General features: G+C 45.7%; 19 protein-coding genes. 17 read left to right on the top strand and 2 right to left on the bottom strand.

Features of this window, described 5'->3' with window-relative positions:
* Nucleotides 1-313 precede the first annotated feature (313 nt).
* From rpmH to CHL76_RS07050, 9 genes are all read left to right on the top strand, one after another.
* Nucleotides 314-451, top strand: coding sequence for a 50S ribosomal protein L34 (gene rpmH / locus CHL76_RS07090; RefSeq protein WP_079474470.1), 138 nt, complete (start codon nt 314-316; stop codon nt 449-451).
* A 99-nt stretch (nt 452-550) separates the two neighbouring features.
* Nucleotides 551-913 (top strand): ribonuclease P protein component, encoded by a 363-nt coding sequence (rnpA, locus tag CHL76_RS07085; RefSeq protein WP_079474471.1) that lies wholly within the window; start codon nt 551-553, stop codon nt 911-913.
* A 135-nt stretch (nt 914-1048) separates the two neighbouring features.
* Nucleotides 1049-1735, top strand: coding sequence for an RNA-binding cell elongation regulator Jag/EloR (gene jag, locus CHL76_RS07080; RefSeq protein ID WP_233133256.1), 687 nt, complete (start codon nt 1049-1051; stop codon nt 1733-1735).
* A gap of 216 nt (nt 1736-1951) precedes the next feature.
* Nucleotides 1952-3328, top strand: a complete 1377-nt coding sequence (mnmE, locus tag CHL76_RS07075; RefSeq protein WP_079474473.1) for a tRNA uridine-5-carboxymethylaminomethyl(34) synthesis GTPase MnmE — start codon at nt 1952-1954, stop codon at nt 3326-3328.
* A gap of 46 nt (nt 3329-3374) precedes the next feature.
* Nucleotides 3375-5255 carry a tRNA uridine-5-carboxymethylaminomethyl(34) synthesis enzyme MnmG gene (gene mnmG / locus CHL76_RS07070; RefSeq protein ID WP_079474474.1) on the top strand — a complete coding sequence of 627 codons (1881 nt, stop codon included), beginning with the start codon at nt 3375-3377 and terminating at the stop codon, nt 5253-5255.
* 118 nt (nt 5256-5373) lie between these two features.
* Complete coding sequence (gene rsmG, locus CHL76_RS07065) at nt 5374-6087, top strand: 16S rRNA (guanine(527)-N(7))-methyltransferase RsmG (protein ID WP_079474475.1); 714 nt, start codon at nt 5374-5376, stop codon at nt 6085-6087.
* Nucleotides 6088-6204: 117 nt separating this feature from the next.
* Complete coding sequence (gene noc, locus CHL76_RS07060) at nt 6205-7047, top strand: nucleoid occlusion protein (RefSeq protein WP_079474476.1); 843 nt, start codon at nt 6205-6207, stop codon at nt 7045-7047.
* A gap of 40 nt (nt 7048-7087) precedes the next feature.
* Nucleotides 7088-7861, top strand: coding sequence for a ParA family protein (locus CHL76_RS07055; protein ID WP_079474477.1), 774 nt, complete (start codon nt 7088-7090; stop codon nt 7859-7861).
* Nucleotides 7842-8690: a ParB/RepB/Spo0J family partition protein gene (locus CHL76_RS07050; RefSeq protein ID WP_079474478.1), complete on the top strand. Its 849-nt coding sequence runs from the start codon at nt 7842-7844 to the stop codon at nt 8688-8690. The genes CHL76_RS07055 and CHL76_RS07050 overlap by 20 nt, the downstream gene beginning before the upstream one ends.
* Before the next feature lie 82 nt (nt 8691-8772).
* Here CHL76_RS07050 and CHL76_RS07045 read toward each other — a convergent pair whose 3' ends face one another.
* Nucleotides 8773-9231, bottom strand: a complete 459-nt coding sequence (locus CHL76_RS07045) for a GNAT family N-acetyltransferase (RefSeq protein ID WP_079474479.1) — start codon at nt 9229-9231, stop codon at nt 8773-8775.
* A 393-nt stretch (nt 9232-9624) separates the two neighbouring features.
* On the opposite strand from CHL76_RS07045, the gene CHL76_RS07035 reads away from it, so the two are divergent.
* Entirely contained in the window at nt 9625-10335 is a 711-nt protein-coding gene (locus CHL76_RS07035) for a DUF554 domain-containing protein (RefSeq protein ID WP_079474481.1), read from the top strand.
* On the opposite strand, the gene yyaC is transcribed toward CHL76_RS07035, so the two are convergent.
* Nucleotides 10273-10995, bottom strand: coding sequence for a spore protease YyaC (gene yyaC / locus CHL76_RS07030; RefSeq protein WP_079474482.1), 723 nt, complete (start codon nt 10993-10995; stop codon nt 10273-10275). The genes CHL76_RS07035 and yyaC overlap by 63 nt on opposite strands.
* 209 nt (nt 10996-11204) lie before the next feature.
* On the opposite strand from yyaC, the gene CHL76_RS07025 reads away from it, so the two are divergent.
* The 7 genes from CHL76_RS07025 (at nt 11205) to CHL76_RS07000 (ending at nt 15358) form a co-directional block, all read left to right on the top strand.
* Nucleotides 11205-11393, top strand: coding sequence for a DUF951 domain-containing protein (locus CHL76_RS07025; RefSeq protein WP_079474483.1), 189 nt, complete (start codon nt 11205-11207; stop codon nt 11391-11393).
* 152 nt (nt 11394-11545) lie between these two features.
* A complete protein-coding gene (ychF, locus tag CHL76_RS07020) occupies nt 11546-12646 on the top strand; it encodes a redox-regulated ATPase YchF (RefSeq protein WP_079474484.1) in 1101 nt (366 codons plus the stop codon).
* Nucleotides 12647-12784: 138 nt separating this feature from the next.
* Nucleotides 12785-13072: a 30S ribosomal protein S6 gene (gene rpsF, locus CHL76_RS07015; protein WP_022792961.1), complete on the top strand. Its 288-nt coding sequence runs from the start codon at nt 12785-12787 to the stop codon at nt 13070-13072.
* A 27-nt stretch (nt 13073-13099) separates the two neighbouring features.
* A complete protein-coding gene (ssb, locus tag CHL76_RS07010) occupies nt 13100-13588 on the top strand; it encodes a single-stranded DNA-binding protein (protein ID WP_079474485.1) in 489 nt (162 codons plus the stop codon).
* A 44-nt stretch (nt 13589-13632) separates the two neighbouring features.
* The gene (gene rpsR, locus CHL76_RS07005) at nt 13633-13869 is read left to right on the top strand and encodes a 30S ribosomal protein S18 (protein WP_079474486.1); all 237 of its coding nucleotides are present in this window, start codon (nt 13633-13635) and stop codon (nt 13867-13869) included.
* 163 nt (nt 13870-14032) lie between these two features.
* The gene (locus CHL76_RS16990; protein ID WP_158219096.1) at nt 14033-14170 is read left to right on the top strand and encodes a hypothetical protein; all 138 of its coding nucleotides are present in this window, start codon (nt 14033-14035) and stop codon (nt 14168-14170) included.
* Between the two features lie 249 nt (nt 14171-14419).
* Nucleotides 14420-15358, top strand: coding sequence for a YybS family protein (locus CHL76_RS07000; protein ID WP_094908174.1), 939 nt, complete (start codon nt 14420-14422; stop codon nt 15356-15358).
* Nucleotides 15359-15369: the final 11 nt, after the last annotated feature.

Genomic DNA, 15369 nt, shown 5'->3' with positions numbered 1-15369 from the left:
GAAACTTAATCAATGATAGCAAATAAAAAGATGAATAACAACGGGAACATATTTGCTTATCCACAAACTCAAGAACTTGTGTATAGAAACTATCCACAACACTAGATTATGTGTACAAGTTGTTTATAATGCTGTGGGTGCTTTTTATGTTCGCTTTTGTTTATCCACACAATCGGTTAAATCAGATGTGTACAAACAAAGGAACCAGCTGCCTGTTTTCACAAGGGGATGGTTGACAGTTTTTCTTATTCTCTATATAATTTACGGGAATGTTTTCGAACGTTTATTACTCCTTGAGGAGGTGCGATACACTATGGGAAAACCAACATTTACCCCGAACAACCGGAAGCGTAAAAAGGTACACGGTTTCCGTGCGAGAATGGGAACAAAAAACGGCCGTCAGGTTTTGAAAAATCGTCGTCGTAAAGGTAGAAAAGTATTATCTGCATAAAAAGAGACCACGGATTCTATCCAGTGGTCTTTTTTTCTGTCTTCAGCTGGAAAGAAAAATACCGGCGGTTGTTAAAGGAAAAAGGGGGAAAACCGGGTAATGAAAAAGTATAATCGTTTAAAAAAGAATCACGAATTCAGCTATATTTTTGCGCACGGGACTTCCTTTGCCAACCGGCAGTTTGTGCTTTACACCTTAAAGAAGGAGGATCAGGTTCATTACCGTGCAGGGCTGACAGTAAGTAAACGCATGGGAAATGCCGTCATGCGCAACCGGATTAAGCGCTATCTTCGGGAAGCTGTATCGGAACTTGAGCCCCGCATCCCTGGAGGCTATGACCTAGTGGTTATAGCCAGAAAACCAGTAGCAGAGATGGATTACCATGAAACGAAAAAGAGCCTCACTCACGTGTTTAAAAAGGCTGGTCTATTAACCCCCAGCAAGGCAAAGCCACAAAAATAGGCACTCCTCTGCTCCCGGTTCTGTTCAGCATGGTAAAATGCTGACAAAGAGCAGGAATTTCCCGGGCTGATGGAGAATGTATTTAAAGTGCTAGAGGGGCTGACTCACCTGAATTATTTTTGCACATGATTGTACATGAAATCTTTGCCACAAAGAAACGTAAGGCTTCAGGAGGGCGGGCTGACAGTGAATCAATCGATGAAAATTTCCGGTAAAACAATAGAAGAAGCTTTAGATAAAGCTGTGCAGGAATGGGGAACAACAATAGACCGTATCGAATACCAGGTGCTTGAAGAACCACGAAAAGGGTTTTTAGGCATTGGAGCGAGGCAGGCTTACGTGGAAGTATCCGTGCGGGTTGATCCTGTAGAAGAGGCGGCGGCATACTTAAAAGATGTGGTTCAGGCTATGAACGTAGAAGCAGAAGTGGAAGTAAAAATCTCAAGAAAACTTATTTCGATGGAGCTCGAAGGTAATTCTCTGGGTCTTTTAATTGGAAAACGGGGGAAAACTCTTGATGCGCTTCAGCACCTTACGAACACGGTCGCCAACAAGCATGCCAATGCTAAACAGCATATTGTGCTTGATGCTGAAAATTATCGTCAAAATCGAAAAGAATCGTTGCAGCGGTTTGCGGAGCGTATGGCCGGGAAAGCTCGTCGGGAAGCCATTACGATTAAGCTCGAGCCCATGGATGCAGCAGAACGAAAAATTGTTCATCAAACGCTGCACCGGCACCCGGATATCGAAACGACCTCTACAGGCAAAGAACCGAGACGCCATGTGGTAATTACACCTGCCGCAAAAGAAAATCCAAAATAAATTTAACCACCGCCTGGGCTGCCAGGCGGTTTTTTGTTCGCAAGCCGTTTATACACAGGTTATCCACATGTGGATAAAAGTCTTTTGCGAAATGCTTTCATATGATATTCTATTTAGTTAGAAGCATAGAAGGAAAACGACGCGAGCGATGCCGAAAAAGGTGTCGTCCTTTTCGTGTGTCTAATAGACGAAGAAAAACCCAGGGAGGGTTGATGAATGGAAACAGACACAATTGCTGCGATTTCCACTCCGAGCGGGGAAGGGGCTATTGCAATTGTCCGCCTGAGCGGAGACGAAGCGCTTGATATTGCAGACCATGTGTATAAAGGCAAAAAATCTCTTCATGAAGTGGAAACTCATACAATCCATTACGGACATATTATTGACCCGGCAGATGGCTCTGTGATTGAAGAATCCATGATTTCTGTCCTGAGGGCCCCAAAAACATTTACAAGAGAAGACATTGTGGAAATTAATTGCCACGGCGGGCTGGTGTCGGTCAACCGGGTTCTTAATAACGTATTAAGTCAGGGAGCACGGCTGGCGGAGCCGGGAGAGTTTACGAAACGGGCGTTTTTGAACGGACGCATTGATCTCACCCAGGCAGAAGGTGTTATGGATCTGATCAGAGCTAAAACCGACCGTGCCATGCAGAGTGCTTTAAAACAGGTGGAGGGAAGGCTTTCCGAACGCATCCGTAAACTCCGCCAAAAGCTTCTCGAAACAGTAGCCAATGTGGAAGTGAATATTGACTACCCCGAATTTGATGCTGATGTCGTGACCACGAACGTTTTAAAGGAAAATGTAGCGTTTGTCGGCGAAGAGATTGATCAGCTGCTTGTAACGGCAAGACAGGGAAAAATTATGCGTGAAGGGCTTGGTACAGCGATTATCGGCCGCCCGAACGTAGGGAAATCCTCGTTAATGAATAACCTGGTGCATGAGAATAAAGCGATTGTAACGGAAGTCCCCGGCACCACCAGGGACGTGCTCGAAGAATATGTGAATGTCCGGGGAGTGCCTCTTCGTTTAATTGACACTGCCGGTATACGCGAAACCGAAGATATTGTGGAAAAGATTGGCGTAGAGCGTTCCCGGCAAGTACTTCAGGAAGCGGAACTGATCCTTCTTGTCATTAACAGCGCAGAGCCGCTGTCTGATGAAGACCGAGCATTATTTCAGGCAGTTCAAGGCATGAATGTTATTGTTATAATGAACAAAACGGATCTCCCCAAGCAAGTAGACGAGGAAGAACTCCGGGAGTTTACATCTGGCCGGCCGATTATTGCTGCTTCTTTTCTGAATGATGAAGGCATCGACAGTCTTGAAGAAGCGATCGCCCATCTCTTTTTTGATGAAGGGGTGGAAGCGGCAGACATGAATTATTTGTCCAATGCCCGTCATATCGGGTTATTGAATCAGGCCAAACGTTCGGTGAATGATGCTTTGGAAGCTGTGGAAATGGGAGTGCCTGTAGATATGGTACAGATTGATATTACGCGGGCCTGGGAACAGCTCGGCGAAATTGTCGGGGAAAACGTACATGATGGATTAATTGACCAGCTGTTTGCCCAGTTTTGTCTCGGAAAATAGATATATCCGCTGTAGGCGGAGGAAAATACTAGAAGGAGGAACCGTAATGAGTTACAACGGAGGAAATTATGACACGATCGTCATCGGCGCCGGACACGCGGGAGTAGAAGCAGGGCTTGCTTCTGCACGCATGGGGGCCAATACATTGATGCTGACGCTGAACCTGGACGCCGTAGCTTTTATGCCCTGTAACCCGTCCGTAGGAGGACCGGCAAAAGGGATCGTCGTCCGTGAAATTGATGCACTCGGTGGAGAAATGGCTAAAAACATCGATAAAACGCATATTCAAATGCGAATGCTTAATACGGGGAAGGGCCCGGCAGTCCAGGCACTTCGTGCGCAGGCTGATAAGTTTCTTTACCAGCAGGAAATGAAGCGGACTCTTGAGAACACAGAAAATTTAACGATTCGCCAGGGGCTGGTAGAGGAATTGATCGTTGAAGATAACGTTTGTAAGGGTGTAGTGACTAATACTGGTGCCAGCTACTACGCTTCATCGGTTGTAGTAACTACGGGCACCTACCTGCGCGGTAAAATTATCCTCGGAGAACTGGCTTATGAAAGCGGGCCGAATAATATGCAGCCTTCCATCAATTTATCGGACAGCATTAAAGCACTCGGCCTGGACATGGTCCGTTTTAAAACTGGCACGCCGCCACGGGTAAACAGTAATTCTATTGATTACAGCAAAACAGAAATTCAGCCTGGCGATGAGCAGCCGAGAGCCTTTTCCTACGAAACGGTGGAATTTATTACTGATCAGCTGCCATGCTGGCTTACCTATACCGGTTCGGAGACACATGAGTTGATTACAAACAACCTGCAGCGTTCGCCGATGTATTCGGGTATGATCGAAGGAACCGGACCGAGGTATTGTCCTTCAATTGAGGATAAAATCGTGCGTTTTAATGACAAACCAAAGCACCAGATTTTCCTTGAGCCTGAAGGCAGAAACACAGATGAAGTATACGTACAGGGGCTGTCCACCAGTCTTCCGGAAGACATTCAGTTCGGTATCCTTAAAACGATCCCGGGGCTCGAAAACGTAAAAATGATGCGTCCGGGCTATGCGATTGAATATGATGCCATTGTACCGACGCAGCTTTGGCCGACGCTTGAAACCAAAACGGTGGAAGGTCTATTTACCGCAGGTCAGATTAACGGTACGTCCGGGTACGAAGAGGCTGCCGGGCAGGGAATCATGGCCGGTATTAACGCAGCCCGCAAGGCTCAGGGCAGGGAAGGCGTTATCCTCGACCGTTCGGATGCCTATATCGGTGTATTGATTGATGACCTGGTCACTAAGGGCACTAACGAACCGTATCGCCTGTTAACGTCGAGAGCGGAATACCGCCTCCTTCTCCGTCATGATAATGCTGACCTGCGTTTAACCGAAACCGGCCACGAAATCGGATTAGTCCCGGAGGCCCGCTACGAGCGATTTATTCATAAAAAAGAAGCGATCGAAGCCGAGAAAAAACGACTGGAAAGCTTTACCTTGAAGCCCCATGAAGCGATTAATGAAATGCTTATTTCCCAGGGATCTACAGCGATGAAGGAAGCAGCTTCGGCAGCCCACCTGATGAAGCGGCCGGAAATCGGTTATGCTGACATCGCTCCGTTTGCTGAGGCGCCTTCGTCAATTGCGCCGGATGTAGCCGAGCAGGTGGAAATTCAAGTGAAATACGAAGGATATATTTCGAAACAGCTTGAACAGGTGGAGCGTATGAAGAAAATGGAAGAGAAAAAGATTCCGGAGAGCATCGATTATCATGACATTTCGGGTATTGCAATCGAAGCAAGACAAAAGCTTTCAGAAGTACGTCCGCTGTCTGTCGGCCAGGCTTCCCGTGTATCCGGGGTGAACCCGTCCGACATATCTATACTGCTTGTATATATCGAACAGGGCCGTATGGCAACAACGTAACAGTAGCGCATGACTAAGCCCCTGCTTTCAGTAAGCAGGGGCTTTTTTCAAGATATCTCTATTCCCGGAAGAAAGTCCGGGAGTGTTGTATTATCCAGTGAAGGGCAGGAAAGATAAAATGAGTAAAGAAGCGTTTCCAGAATGGCTTCAAGCCATACATATTACTTTGGATGATAAACAGAAAAAGCAGTTTGAGCAGTATTATCAACTGCTTGTTGAATGGAATGAACGCATGAATCTGACAGGGATTACCGAAGAACAGGAGGTGTATGAGAAGCATTTTTATGATTCTCTCACCGGAGCTTCTCTCCCGGCTTTCAAGGCAGAAGGATCTTTTATCGATGTAGGATCGGGGGCCGGATTTCCGAGCCTGCCGCTAAAAATATGCTTCCCGGAACTCCAGGTTACGATTGTTGATTCTTTAAAAAAACGTATTGGTTTTCTGGAAGAAATCGTAAGTGAGCTTGGGCTTGAGGGAGTGACTCTAATCCATGACCGGGCCGAACAGCTTGCACGGCAAAAAGCGTATCGGGATCAGTTCGATATGGCCAGTGCCCGTGCTGTGGCCAGACTTCCGGTGCTTTTGGAGCTATGCCTGCCTTTTGTAAAGCCGGGAGGCGTATTTATTGCATGGAAGGGAGCAAGTGGCGAAGAGGAACTTCACACTGCGGAGAACGCCCTGGCAAAATTAGAAGCAGAAGCTGGGAGCCCGGAGAAAATGAAACTCCCGAAAGAAAACAGTGAACGAGTGCTTCTAACATTCGCAAAAAAGAAAAAAACCCCAAAGGCGTATCCAAGAAAATCAGGAACACCGGCAAAAAATCCTTTATAATCACTACCGGCTCATTCGACAACCTTTAGAAACGTGATAGAATGAAAATAGCAAAGGCACGAAATCCACTAGTGAAGCATCAAGGGTCGCAGTTTTTAAGTGAGGTGATATACGGGTATGAAACAGTCGATTCAAAAATGGTTCGGCCTGGGCGATAATCAGGCTGAAAAAAGCGGCATTAATGAACACGAAGTCAAAATGATTCCAATTCATCAAATCATGGCTAACCCATTTCAACCGCGGACGATCTTTTCAGATGAAAAGCTTTCGGAGTTAGCCCAGTCGCTGCAGACGCACGGGCTCCTGCAGCCAATTACGGTCAGAAAGCAGTCCGGGGGGTACGAAATAATTGCCGGTGAAAGGCGTTGGCGCGCTTCGCAAAAGCTTGACTGGAAAGAGATACCGGCGCTGGTGAAAGAATTTAATGATACACAGACGGCTTCGATTGCGCTTATTGAAAATTTGCAGAGGGAAGCGTTAACTGCGCTTGAAGAAGCAGCTGCTTATGCCAGGCTGCTCGAAATGAATCAGCTCACGCAGGCAAGTCTGGCGCAGCGGCTGGGGAAAAGCCAGTCTACGATCGCTAATAAGCTTCGTCTTTTACACCTGTCTGAGTATGTGCAGGATAAGCTGTCAGAAAAAACTATTACTGAACGACACGCCAGAGCACTTCTAAAGCTTCCGGATGCAGAGCGCCAGGATCGTATCGTTGATGAAGCGATAGAAAAGGACTGGAATGTAAAACAGACGGAAGATAAGATTGCTGCTTTGCTCGATCCTAAGCCGAAAAAAACAAAGCAGCCGAAGAAGCATGTCTCCAGGGATACCCGTATTGCCTTAAATACGATCCGCGAGTCAATAGAGATGGTAACAAAAAGCGGTATGGTGATTGATACAAATGAGGAAGACTACGATGGTTATTATCAGGTGACTATTCGAATACCAAAATCAAAGCAGTAAACAAGAAGAACAGCATGGAACTTGGAAAGTAGGTGTATCGATGGCAAAAACTGTTGCTATCGCCAACCAGAAAGGCGGCGTTGGGAAAACAACAACAGCAGTAAACATAAGCGCCTGCCTGGCGCATGTAGGCCAGCGGGTGCTTCTCGTAGACATTGACCCGCAGGGAAACGCCACCAGTGGGGCCGGTATTGAAAAAGGGGACGTGGAGCGGTGCATATATAACGTTCTCGTCGAAGACACGGACATTCGTGATATTGTGCGGGGGACTGCTTTGGAACAGTTGGACGTAGTACCTGCCACTATTCAGCTGTCCGGAGCAGAAATTGAACTGGTTTCCACTATTTCCCGGGAAATAAGACTAAAAAATGCTCTGGAGGATGTGGCTGAGCAGTACGACTACATAATAATCGATTGCCCGCCCTCTCTGGGACTTCTAACGATTAACGCGCTTTCTGCTTCGGATTCGATTTTAATTCCGGTACAGTGTGAATACTACGCTTTGGAAGGATTAAGTCAGCTGCTCAATACGGTCCGTCTCGTACAGAAGCACTTAAATCATGATTTGGAAATTGAAGGAGTGCTTCTTACGATGCTCGATGCAAGGACCAATCTTGGTTTCCAGGTCATAGAAGAAGTAAAAAAATACTTTCAGGAAAAAGTATTTGAAACGATTATCCCCCGGAATATACGACTTGGGGAAGCTCCAAGCCACGGTCTTCCAATTATTATGTATGACGCGAAGTCTAAGGGTGCCGAGGTCTATTTAGAATTAGCAAAGGAAGTGGTTGCTGGTGGCCAAAGGTCTAGGTAGAGGGTTGAACGCTTTTTTTCCGGAAGAAACAGGCAGCAACGAAGATCAAATCACTGCGGTACCAGTACAGGAATTGCGGCCCAACCCTTATCAGCCGAGAAAACGGTTTGAAGAAGAAGCCATTGAAGAGCTGAAGCAGTCTGTGGCAGAGTTTGGCGTTCTGCAGCCAATTCTTGTCCGCAAAAGTATTAAAGGATATGATATTGTCACCGGAGAGCGGCGGTTCCGGGCTGCTTCGGCAGCGGGATTAAAAGAAATTCCGGCAATCGTAAAGGATTTAAGCGATGAACGGATGATGGAAGTCGCTTTGATTGAAAACTTGCAGCGGGAAGATTTGAATCCCTTGGAAGAAGCCCATGCGTATCAGCGCCTGGTGGAGTCACTCGATATTACTCAGGATGAACTGTCTAAGCGTCTCGGGAAGAGCAGACCGCACATTGCCAACTATATCCGGCTTCTGCAGCTGCCAGCAGAAGTACAAAAGCTCGTGGAAACAAAGGGAATTTCTATGGGGCATGCCAGAACGCTTCTTGGATTGAGAAAGAAAGAGCTGGCCGCTAAGGTGAGCGAGCAGATTGTTAAACAGTCTCTTAATGTAAGGCAGACGGAAAAGCTCGTTCAGCAGATGAATGAAGGTGTTCCACGTGAAACAAAGCAGAAGCAACCTGCTTCTCCTTTTCTCGAGCAGAAAGCAGAAGAGCTTCAATCGTATTTCGGAACTTCTGTTTCTATTCAACAGGGGAAAAATAAAGGCAAAATTGAAATTGAATTCTTTTCGGATGAGGATCTCGATCGGATCCTCCAGCTTCTGAGCGAAGAGAAAGAATAACGAAAGGGCTTCCAGTTATCAAAACGGGAGCCTTTTCTAATTTTTATAGTTCAAAAGAGGCCTCCCGGGGAAAAAGACCTTTTCAGGCATAGGAAGAATAGCGTTCTAGCACTACCATAGGATGCCCGTCCGGGAGATTGAATTTACGGGATATGACAAATCCAAAAGAATAATAAAGATCGATCGCCGGCTGATTCTTTTCGCTCGTATGAGCGTAAATTAAAGTATCGAGATGGTGGTTTAATAGATATTTCATCAGGTAGGAAGCAAAGCCCCGCCGGAAAAAATCCGGATGCACGACGAGCCTTGTAATTTGCAGCTTTTTTTCCTGGTGTTCATAAGCAATTAAAGCACGGAGTTCACCCTCTACAAAATAACCTACAAAAGTTTCCTTCGAAGAGCGGATGGCTTCTACTGATTCGTTTAAAGCAGGGATATCAAAATTATCTATAAGCACAGCCTCTGTATAGTAGGATTGCTGCTGCAGAGCAAGTATGCTTTTTGCGGTTTCGTATTTATGATTGGATAACTGGACAATCATAACGATCTCTCCTTGAAATGAAAGAGGCGGGGGAACTGTAAAAGATCTTGGCTATGTAACTTTTGCCGTATAGTACGGGCCCGCTCTATTTCATTTTATAGTAAAATATTTAAAGCCCAGCCGTTACTAACAAAGGTGAACGGCAGTTGGAGAGTGCCTGCCAGAAGAGACGGGGCACGGAGATCTTTAAGACATGCTGTATGCAAGCAAAAAGGAAAGCTTTTATCCAACCTGGAAAGAATGAAATGACAGCTGAAAAGAACTCCCGAAAGAAAACGAAGAGGAAAGCAAAGCCTGTTCCTGCTTCTGACAAACGTTTACCGTTATGATTTTGAGTTCTGGATGGGCACATATAAAAACAAAGAAACAAGCAGGAAAAGGGAGCGGACGTTTATGGTGCTTACAGGAACGCTGGTTAACGGAGTGACCATTATTATTGGATCGTTAATGGGATTGTTATTTCACCGTATTCCGGAAAGAATGAAAACTACCATTATGCAGGCATTGGCGCTGGCTGTTGTACTTCTCGGCATACAGATGGGACTGCAGACAGAACAATTTTTAATTGTCGTAGGCAGCCTGGTGACAGGAGCCTGGGCAGGAGAACGGATACGAATTGAGGACAAACTGGAATCTCTTGGGCGGTGGGTGGAAAAACGGATTGGAAGCGGTAGTGCAGATAATAAAGTAGCCAAAGGTTTTGTAACGGCCACGCTGGTTTACGTGGTGGGAGCGATGGCGGTTCTTGGAGCAATGGACAGCGGCCTGCGCCAGGAACACGACGTTTTATTTACAAAATCAATGCTGGATGGGTTCTCAGCGCTTATCTTTACAACGACGATGGGGATAGGTGTGCTTTTTTCATTTATACCTGTTGTCCTCTATCAGGGATCAATCGCTCTTTTTGCTGTCCAAATTGACAGGCTGGTACCCCAGGAAGCCATGGATACCTTTATTACCGAAATGACGGCTACTGGCGGCGTGATGATTATCGCCATTGGATTGAAGTTAGTGGGGCTTTTAGAAATCCGGGTAGCCAATCTACTTCCGGCGATACCGATGGTGGCTTTTTTTGTGTTTATTATCCGCCTGTTCGGCGGATGAAGCTTCACGCAGAAAACGGATATGATCATCATCATTATGAAATGTAACGGGAAGAGCAGCAGCTTTTCCCCTGCGTAAAATATCCTGCTTTGATAATGACTGATCAACGAGAAGAAAGGTGTCTGCTATTAAAGAAGCCATCGTATTGATAGTATAAAGCCGGGTGTTTTGCAGTACAAAATATTCCATCATCCCACTGACATTCACTATGCCGTTAATGTGCATATCTCCAACTATAGGGAGTTTCTTTTTCATCGCAGCCCCTGGAGTTACTCCTCCTTCATTCAAAGTAACTTTTCCGACATTCTGCAGATAGCCAAGGCAGGCGTCGACAGCGATAACAAAAGCATGCGGATGGTCTGCTTCAATGAGAGAGAGCGTTTCCTCCAAATTAACAGCGTGTACTGGGTATTGGAGAGTACCATATACATAAAAATTTTCCAGTCTTTTTTCAAGAAGCTTGCTGCCAGTCAAAGGGCCGAGTGAATCTCCGGTGGATCGGTCTGTTCCGATACACACGACTATAATGTCTTCGTCTGTGACACGCTCACGGAGATGGCTGGTCAGGCATTTTGCCAGTTCTCCAGCGCTTTCGGGCTCATTCATGCTGACATGGCAGTGAGTACGATAGGTTTCACGTGAAACAGCTTTTTTCCCCATAGCAGATAGCCCCTTTCCGGAATTGCAGCCAAAAATAAATGATATTAGCCTACTATACCCGCGTGTGGGCAAAAATAACGGTTATATTTAAGCGACAGGCTTCGTGAATAAGGAAATGCTGGTTTTATTGAGGTTTGCGGCGGAGTAAGATAGGATAAAAAGTATCAAATTGTTCAGGTAAAAATGATGGGAAAGGAGAAACGGGAGCTATGGCGGAAAAGCAGCCTTTTGAAATCAATAATATTGTAGAAATGAAAAAACAGCATCCGTGCGGAGAAAACCGCTGGAAAATTATTCGGATGGGCGCCGATATCCGGATTAAATGTGAGGGGTGCGGGCACAGCGTGATGCTTCCGAGAAAAGAGTTCAATAAAAAGGTAAAAAAGGTGCTCGAATAACCATCGAAGCCGCTCTTGTTGTCGCAGAAAAGAAATTATACTATACTCAAAGCAATATACTAACGATAAAGAGTTGCTTTACAGGACAGCTGCGGTTGTCCTCTTTGTTATGTTTAGAGAAATATTAATTGAAAGAAAGAAGGAAATAATAAATGGCTTTAACTACAGGTATAGTCGGGCTTCCAAATGTCGGGAAGTCAACATTGTTTAATGCGATTACGCAGGCAGGGGCGGAGTCTGCCAACTATCCGTTCTGCACCATTGACCCCAACGTAGGCATAGTAGAAGTTCCGGACAGCAGGCTCGAGCAGTTAACAAATATGTTTCAGCCGAAAAAAACGATTCCTACCGCATTTGAATTTACAGATATCGCCGGCATTGTGGAAGGCGCAAGCAAAGGGGAAGGCCTCGGGAATAAATTTCTGTCTCATATCCGGGAAGTGGATGCGATATCCCATGTAGTACGCTGCTTTGATAGTGATGACATCACCCACGTGTCCGGGAAAATAGATCCGATTAACGATATCGAAGTAATTAACCTTGAACTGATTCTTGCAGACCTTGAAACAGCAGAAAAGCGGATTGATAAGGTAGCAAAGCTTGCCAAGTCCAAAGATAAAGACGCGATGCAGGAGCATGCGGTTCTCGAAAAAATCATCGAAGCATTAAAAGAAGAGCAGCCAGTGCGCAGCCTGGAGTGGACCGAGGAAGAGCTGAAAATCGTCAAGGGCTTCCAGCTCCTCACGATGAAGCCGGTATTGTACGTAGCCAATGTCAGTGAAGACGACTTAATGGAGGAAGGGGACAATGAACATGTCTCCCGCGTAAAAGAATTTGCAGCAGCTGAAGGCGCCGGCGTGGTCGTTATTTCCGGGAAAATTGAAGAGGAGCTTGCAGAGCTTGAGGGAGAAGAAAAAAATGAATTTCTTCAGGATCTCGGCATTGAAGAACCGGGACTCGACCAGCTGATCCGGGAAGCTTATTCCCTGCTTGGGCTGCAGACGTACTTTACTGCAGGCGAACCTGAAGTGCGCGCCTGGACGATCCGCAAAAATACAAAAGCACCGCAGGCAGCCGGAGTTATTCACAGTGATTTTGAAAAGGGCTTTATTCGTGCAGAAGTAGTCGGTTATGAAGACCTAATGCAGGCAGGTGCAATGAACAGTGCCAAAGACGCAGGCAAGGTAAGGCTTGAGGGCAAAGAATATATTGTTAAAGACGGGGACGTTGTCCACTTCCGCTTTAACGTTTAATTTTTCTGCCGGGAATATTGTAAAATGAAAGTCAAGCTGATATAATTTTAACTTGCGAGTTAAAAACGGAGAAGCGTTTTTTGCTCCTTGTTCTTTTCCACTGGAAAAGAGCCGAAGACCAAAAGGAGGTGACGCAGCATGCGGAATTATGAGGTACTTTACATTATCAGCCCGAATGTTGACGAAGATGGTGTGAAAAACACAATCGAACGGTACAACAAAATCTTAACAGATAACGGCGCTGAAATTGAAAAAGTAGACGAAGTAGGGAAAAAACGTCTCGCATACGAAATCAATGATTTTCGTGACGGGTATTACGTTGTAACTTACATTAAAGGCACCGCGGACGCTACCAACGAATTTGACCGTCTGGTTAAAATCGATGATAACGTAATCCGCCACTTAGTTGTTCGTAACGACGACTAATTTCATTAACAATCAGGAGGGGTTTAAATGATAAATCGTGTCGTGTTAGTCGGCAGGCTGACCGCGGACCCTGATCTGCGTTATACCCCGAACGGCGTAGCAGTCGCTAACTTTCGCCTTGCGGTAAATCGTCCATTTACCAACCAGCAGGGCGAACGTGAAGCAGACTTTCTTAACTGCGTCATTTGGCGGAAGCAGGCAGAAAATGTGGCCAATTACTTGAAAAAAGGAAGCCTGGCCGGTGTAGACGGACGTATGCAGAGCCGGAGTTATGAAAACCAGGAAGGCCGTCGTGTAACAGTAGTAGAAGTTCAGGCGGAGAGCGTGCAGTTCCTTGAGCCGCGCGGAGCATCCGGAGGCGGAGGTTCTTCGCAGGGAGGCGGCTATTCTCAGCAGCAGAACAGCCAAAGCTCAGGTTCAGGCCAGCAAAATCGCGATTCGTCTAATTTAAACGATGATCCGTTTTCGGACAACGGGCAGCCAATCGACATTTCAGATGACGATTTGCCATTCTAAAACCCCTGAGAGCATAAACAATCTTTTATAAAGGAGGATAAACAATGGCAGCAGCAGCACGTCGTAGAGGAAAAAGACGGAAAGTTTGTTACTTCACAGTAAACAAAATTACTCATATCGATTACAAAGATACTGAACTCTTGAAGAAGTTTATTTCAGAAAGAGGGAAGATTCTTCCACGCCGCGTAACTGGAACGAGTGCGAAATATCAGCGTAAGTTGACCCGCGCTATTAAGCGTTCCCGTCACGTAGCATTGCTTCCTTATGTGCGTGAGCAGTAAGGAAAACATCTAAACACTCTTTTCCAGGTTTCATGCCTGGAAAGGGGTGTTTGTTTTTTTCGGCGGAGCTGTTTTGCATCGTCTCGATGTTTAGTGTTTTTCCTCCAGGGTATACATAAAGTAATCGTTGACGCACTTTATACACCAAGAGGGAGGCTTTTGTATGGACGTTCAGTCTTATATTACAAAAATTAATAAACAGCTGGAAGAACTGAAACAGGATGATATTCAGGCCGCAGAGGAAAACATAGAAGCAGAAGTGCCGGATAACTCTTCTTTCAAACTGCCGAAGGAAGAATAGAAAGAAGCTTTTCAGCAAGCAAATAAATGAAACAGGGCGCTGGCGGAAGTCAGCGCTTTTTAAATATGGACAGCCTTTGACTATTCGGCTTTTCGTCTTTCTTTTTGAAAAGGAATAAGCTAAAATGAACGAATGGAATTTCCATGAATACGAAGGAATAAAGGCAGCACGGGGATAATGTTGGAGTGAAAGCGCTGAGCGGCTGCTGTACATTTATTTGACTGCCTTTGCAAATGAGGTGAACGTGAAGTGAGAAACGCTAGAAGTGTCGCAGAAGCAGCTGTTTTTAGCGCTGTGTTCCTGGTGCTGGTACTGCTGTTGATTTTTGTGCCGGTCCTGGGGAGTTTATTAACGATAGCGATGCCGCTTCCGTTTATTATTTTTGTAGCAAGAAACGGATGGAAGCCGGGCATTTTTATGTTTATTGTCTGTGCGCTGCTTGCCACTCTGTTTACGGGTGGGATCGGCTTTCCGACGGCTTTGATTTTCGGTCTTGGAGGCATTGCGGCCGGGGCACTTATTCATCAAAGGAAACCCGCTTTTGCTGTGTTTGCTGCGGGGACTGTGGCATATATAACCGGCCTGGTTCTATTTTATTTGAGCTCCGTTTTTCTGTTTAATATTGACCCTATCCAATTAATACAACAAACACTGAACGAGTCTATTTCCCAGGCGAGAAGCATGATGGAAAGCATTGATCAAAATACCTCGAACCTGGACGCCCTGGCTGAGATGGTTACGCTGATTCAATATATCGGCCCAGTTCTCCTTATCGGTACAGGCATTATTCTTTCGTTTATAACTCAGGCGTTTGCCCACATTATTCTGAAGCGTGTCCGGGTGGATTATCAGCAGTTTCCGGCATTTCGAAACTGGAACTTTCCGAGGTCCCTTATATGGTATTATTTGACCGGTTCTATATTTATTTTGATTGGGCTTGAAGAAGGCACAGCTATGTATATTGTTGTCATGAACCTTTTCCCTCTTTTGGAGCTGGCTGTAGCGATTCAGGGCTTTACCGTTATTTTCTATTTTCTGCATGCCAAATCCTATCCAAAATACTACGGGGTTCTCATTATCGTCGGGAGTATATTATTATCAACAATAGCATTATTTTTAGCCCGCATTTTAGGTATAATAGATTTAGGTCTAAATTTGAAGCAACGCATTCAAACCGACACGAAGTAGGGGTTGAGTTA

Source organism: Marinococcus halophilus, from assembly GCF_002265875.1.
Classification (GTDB): Bacteria; Bacillota; Bacilli; order Bacillales; family Marinococcaceae; genus Marinococcus; species Marinococcus halophilus.
This window is presented reverse-complemented; position numbering and strand designations above follow the sequence as displayed.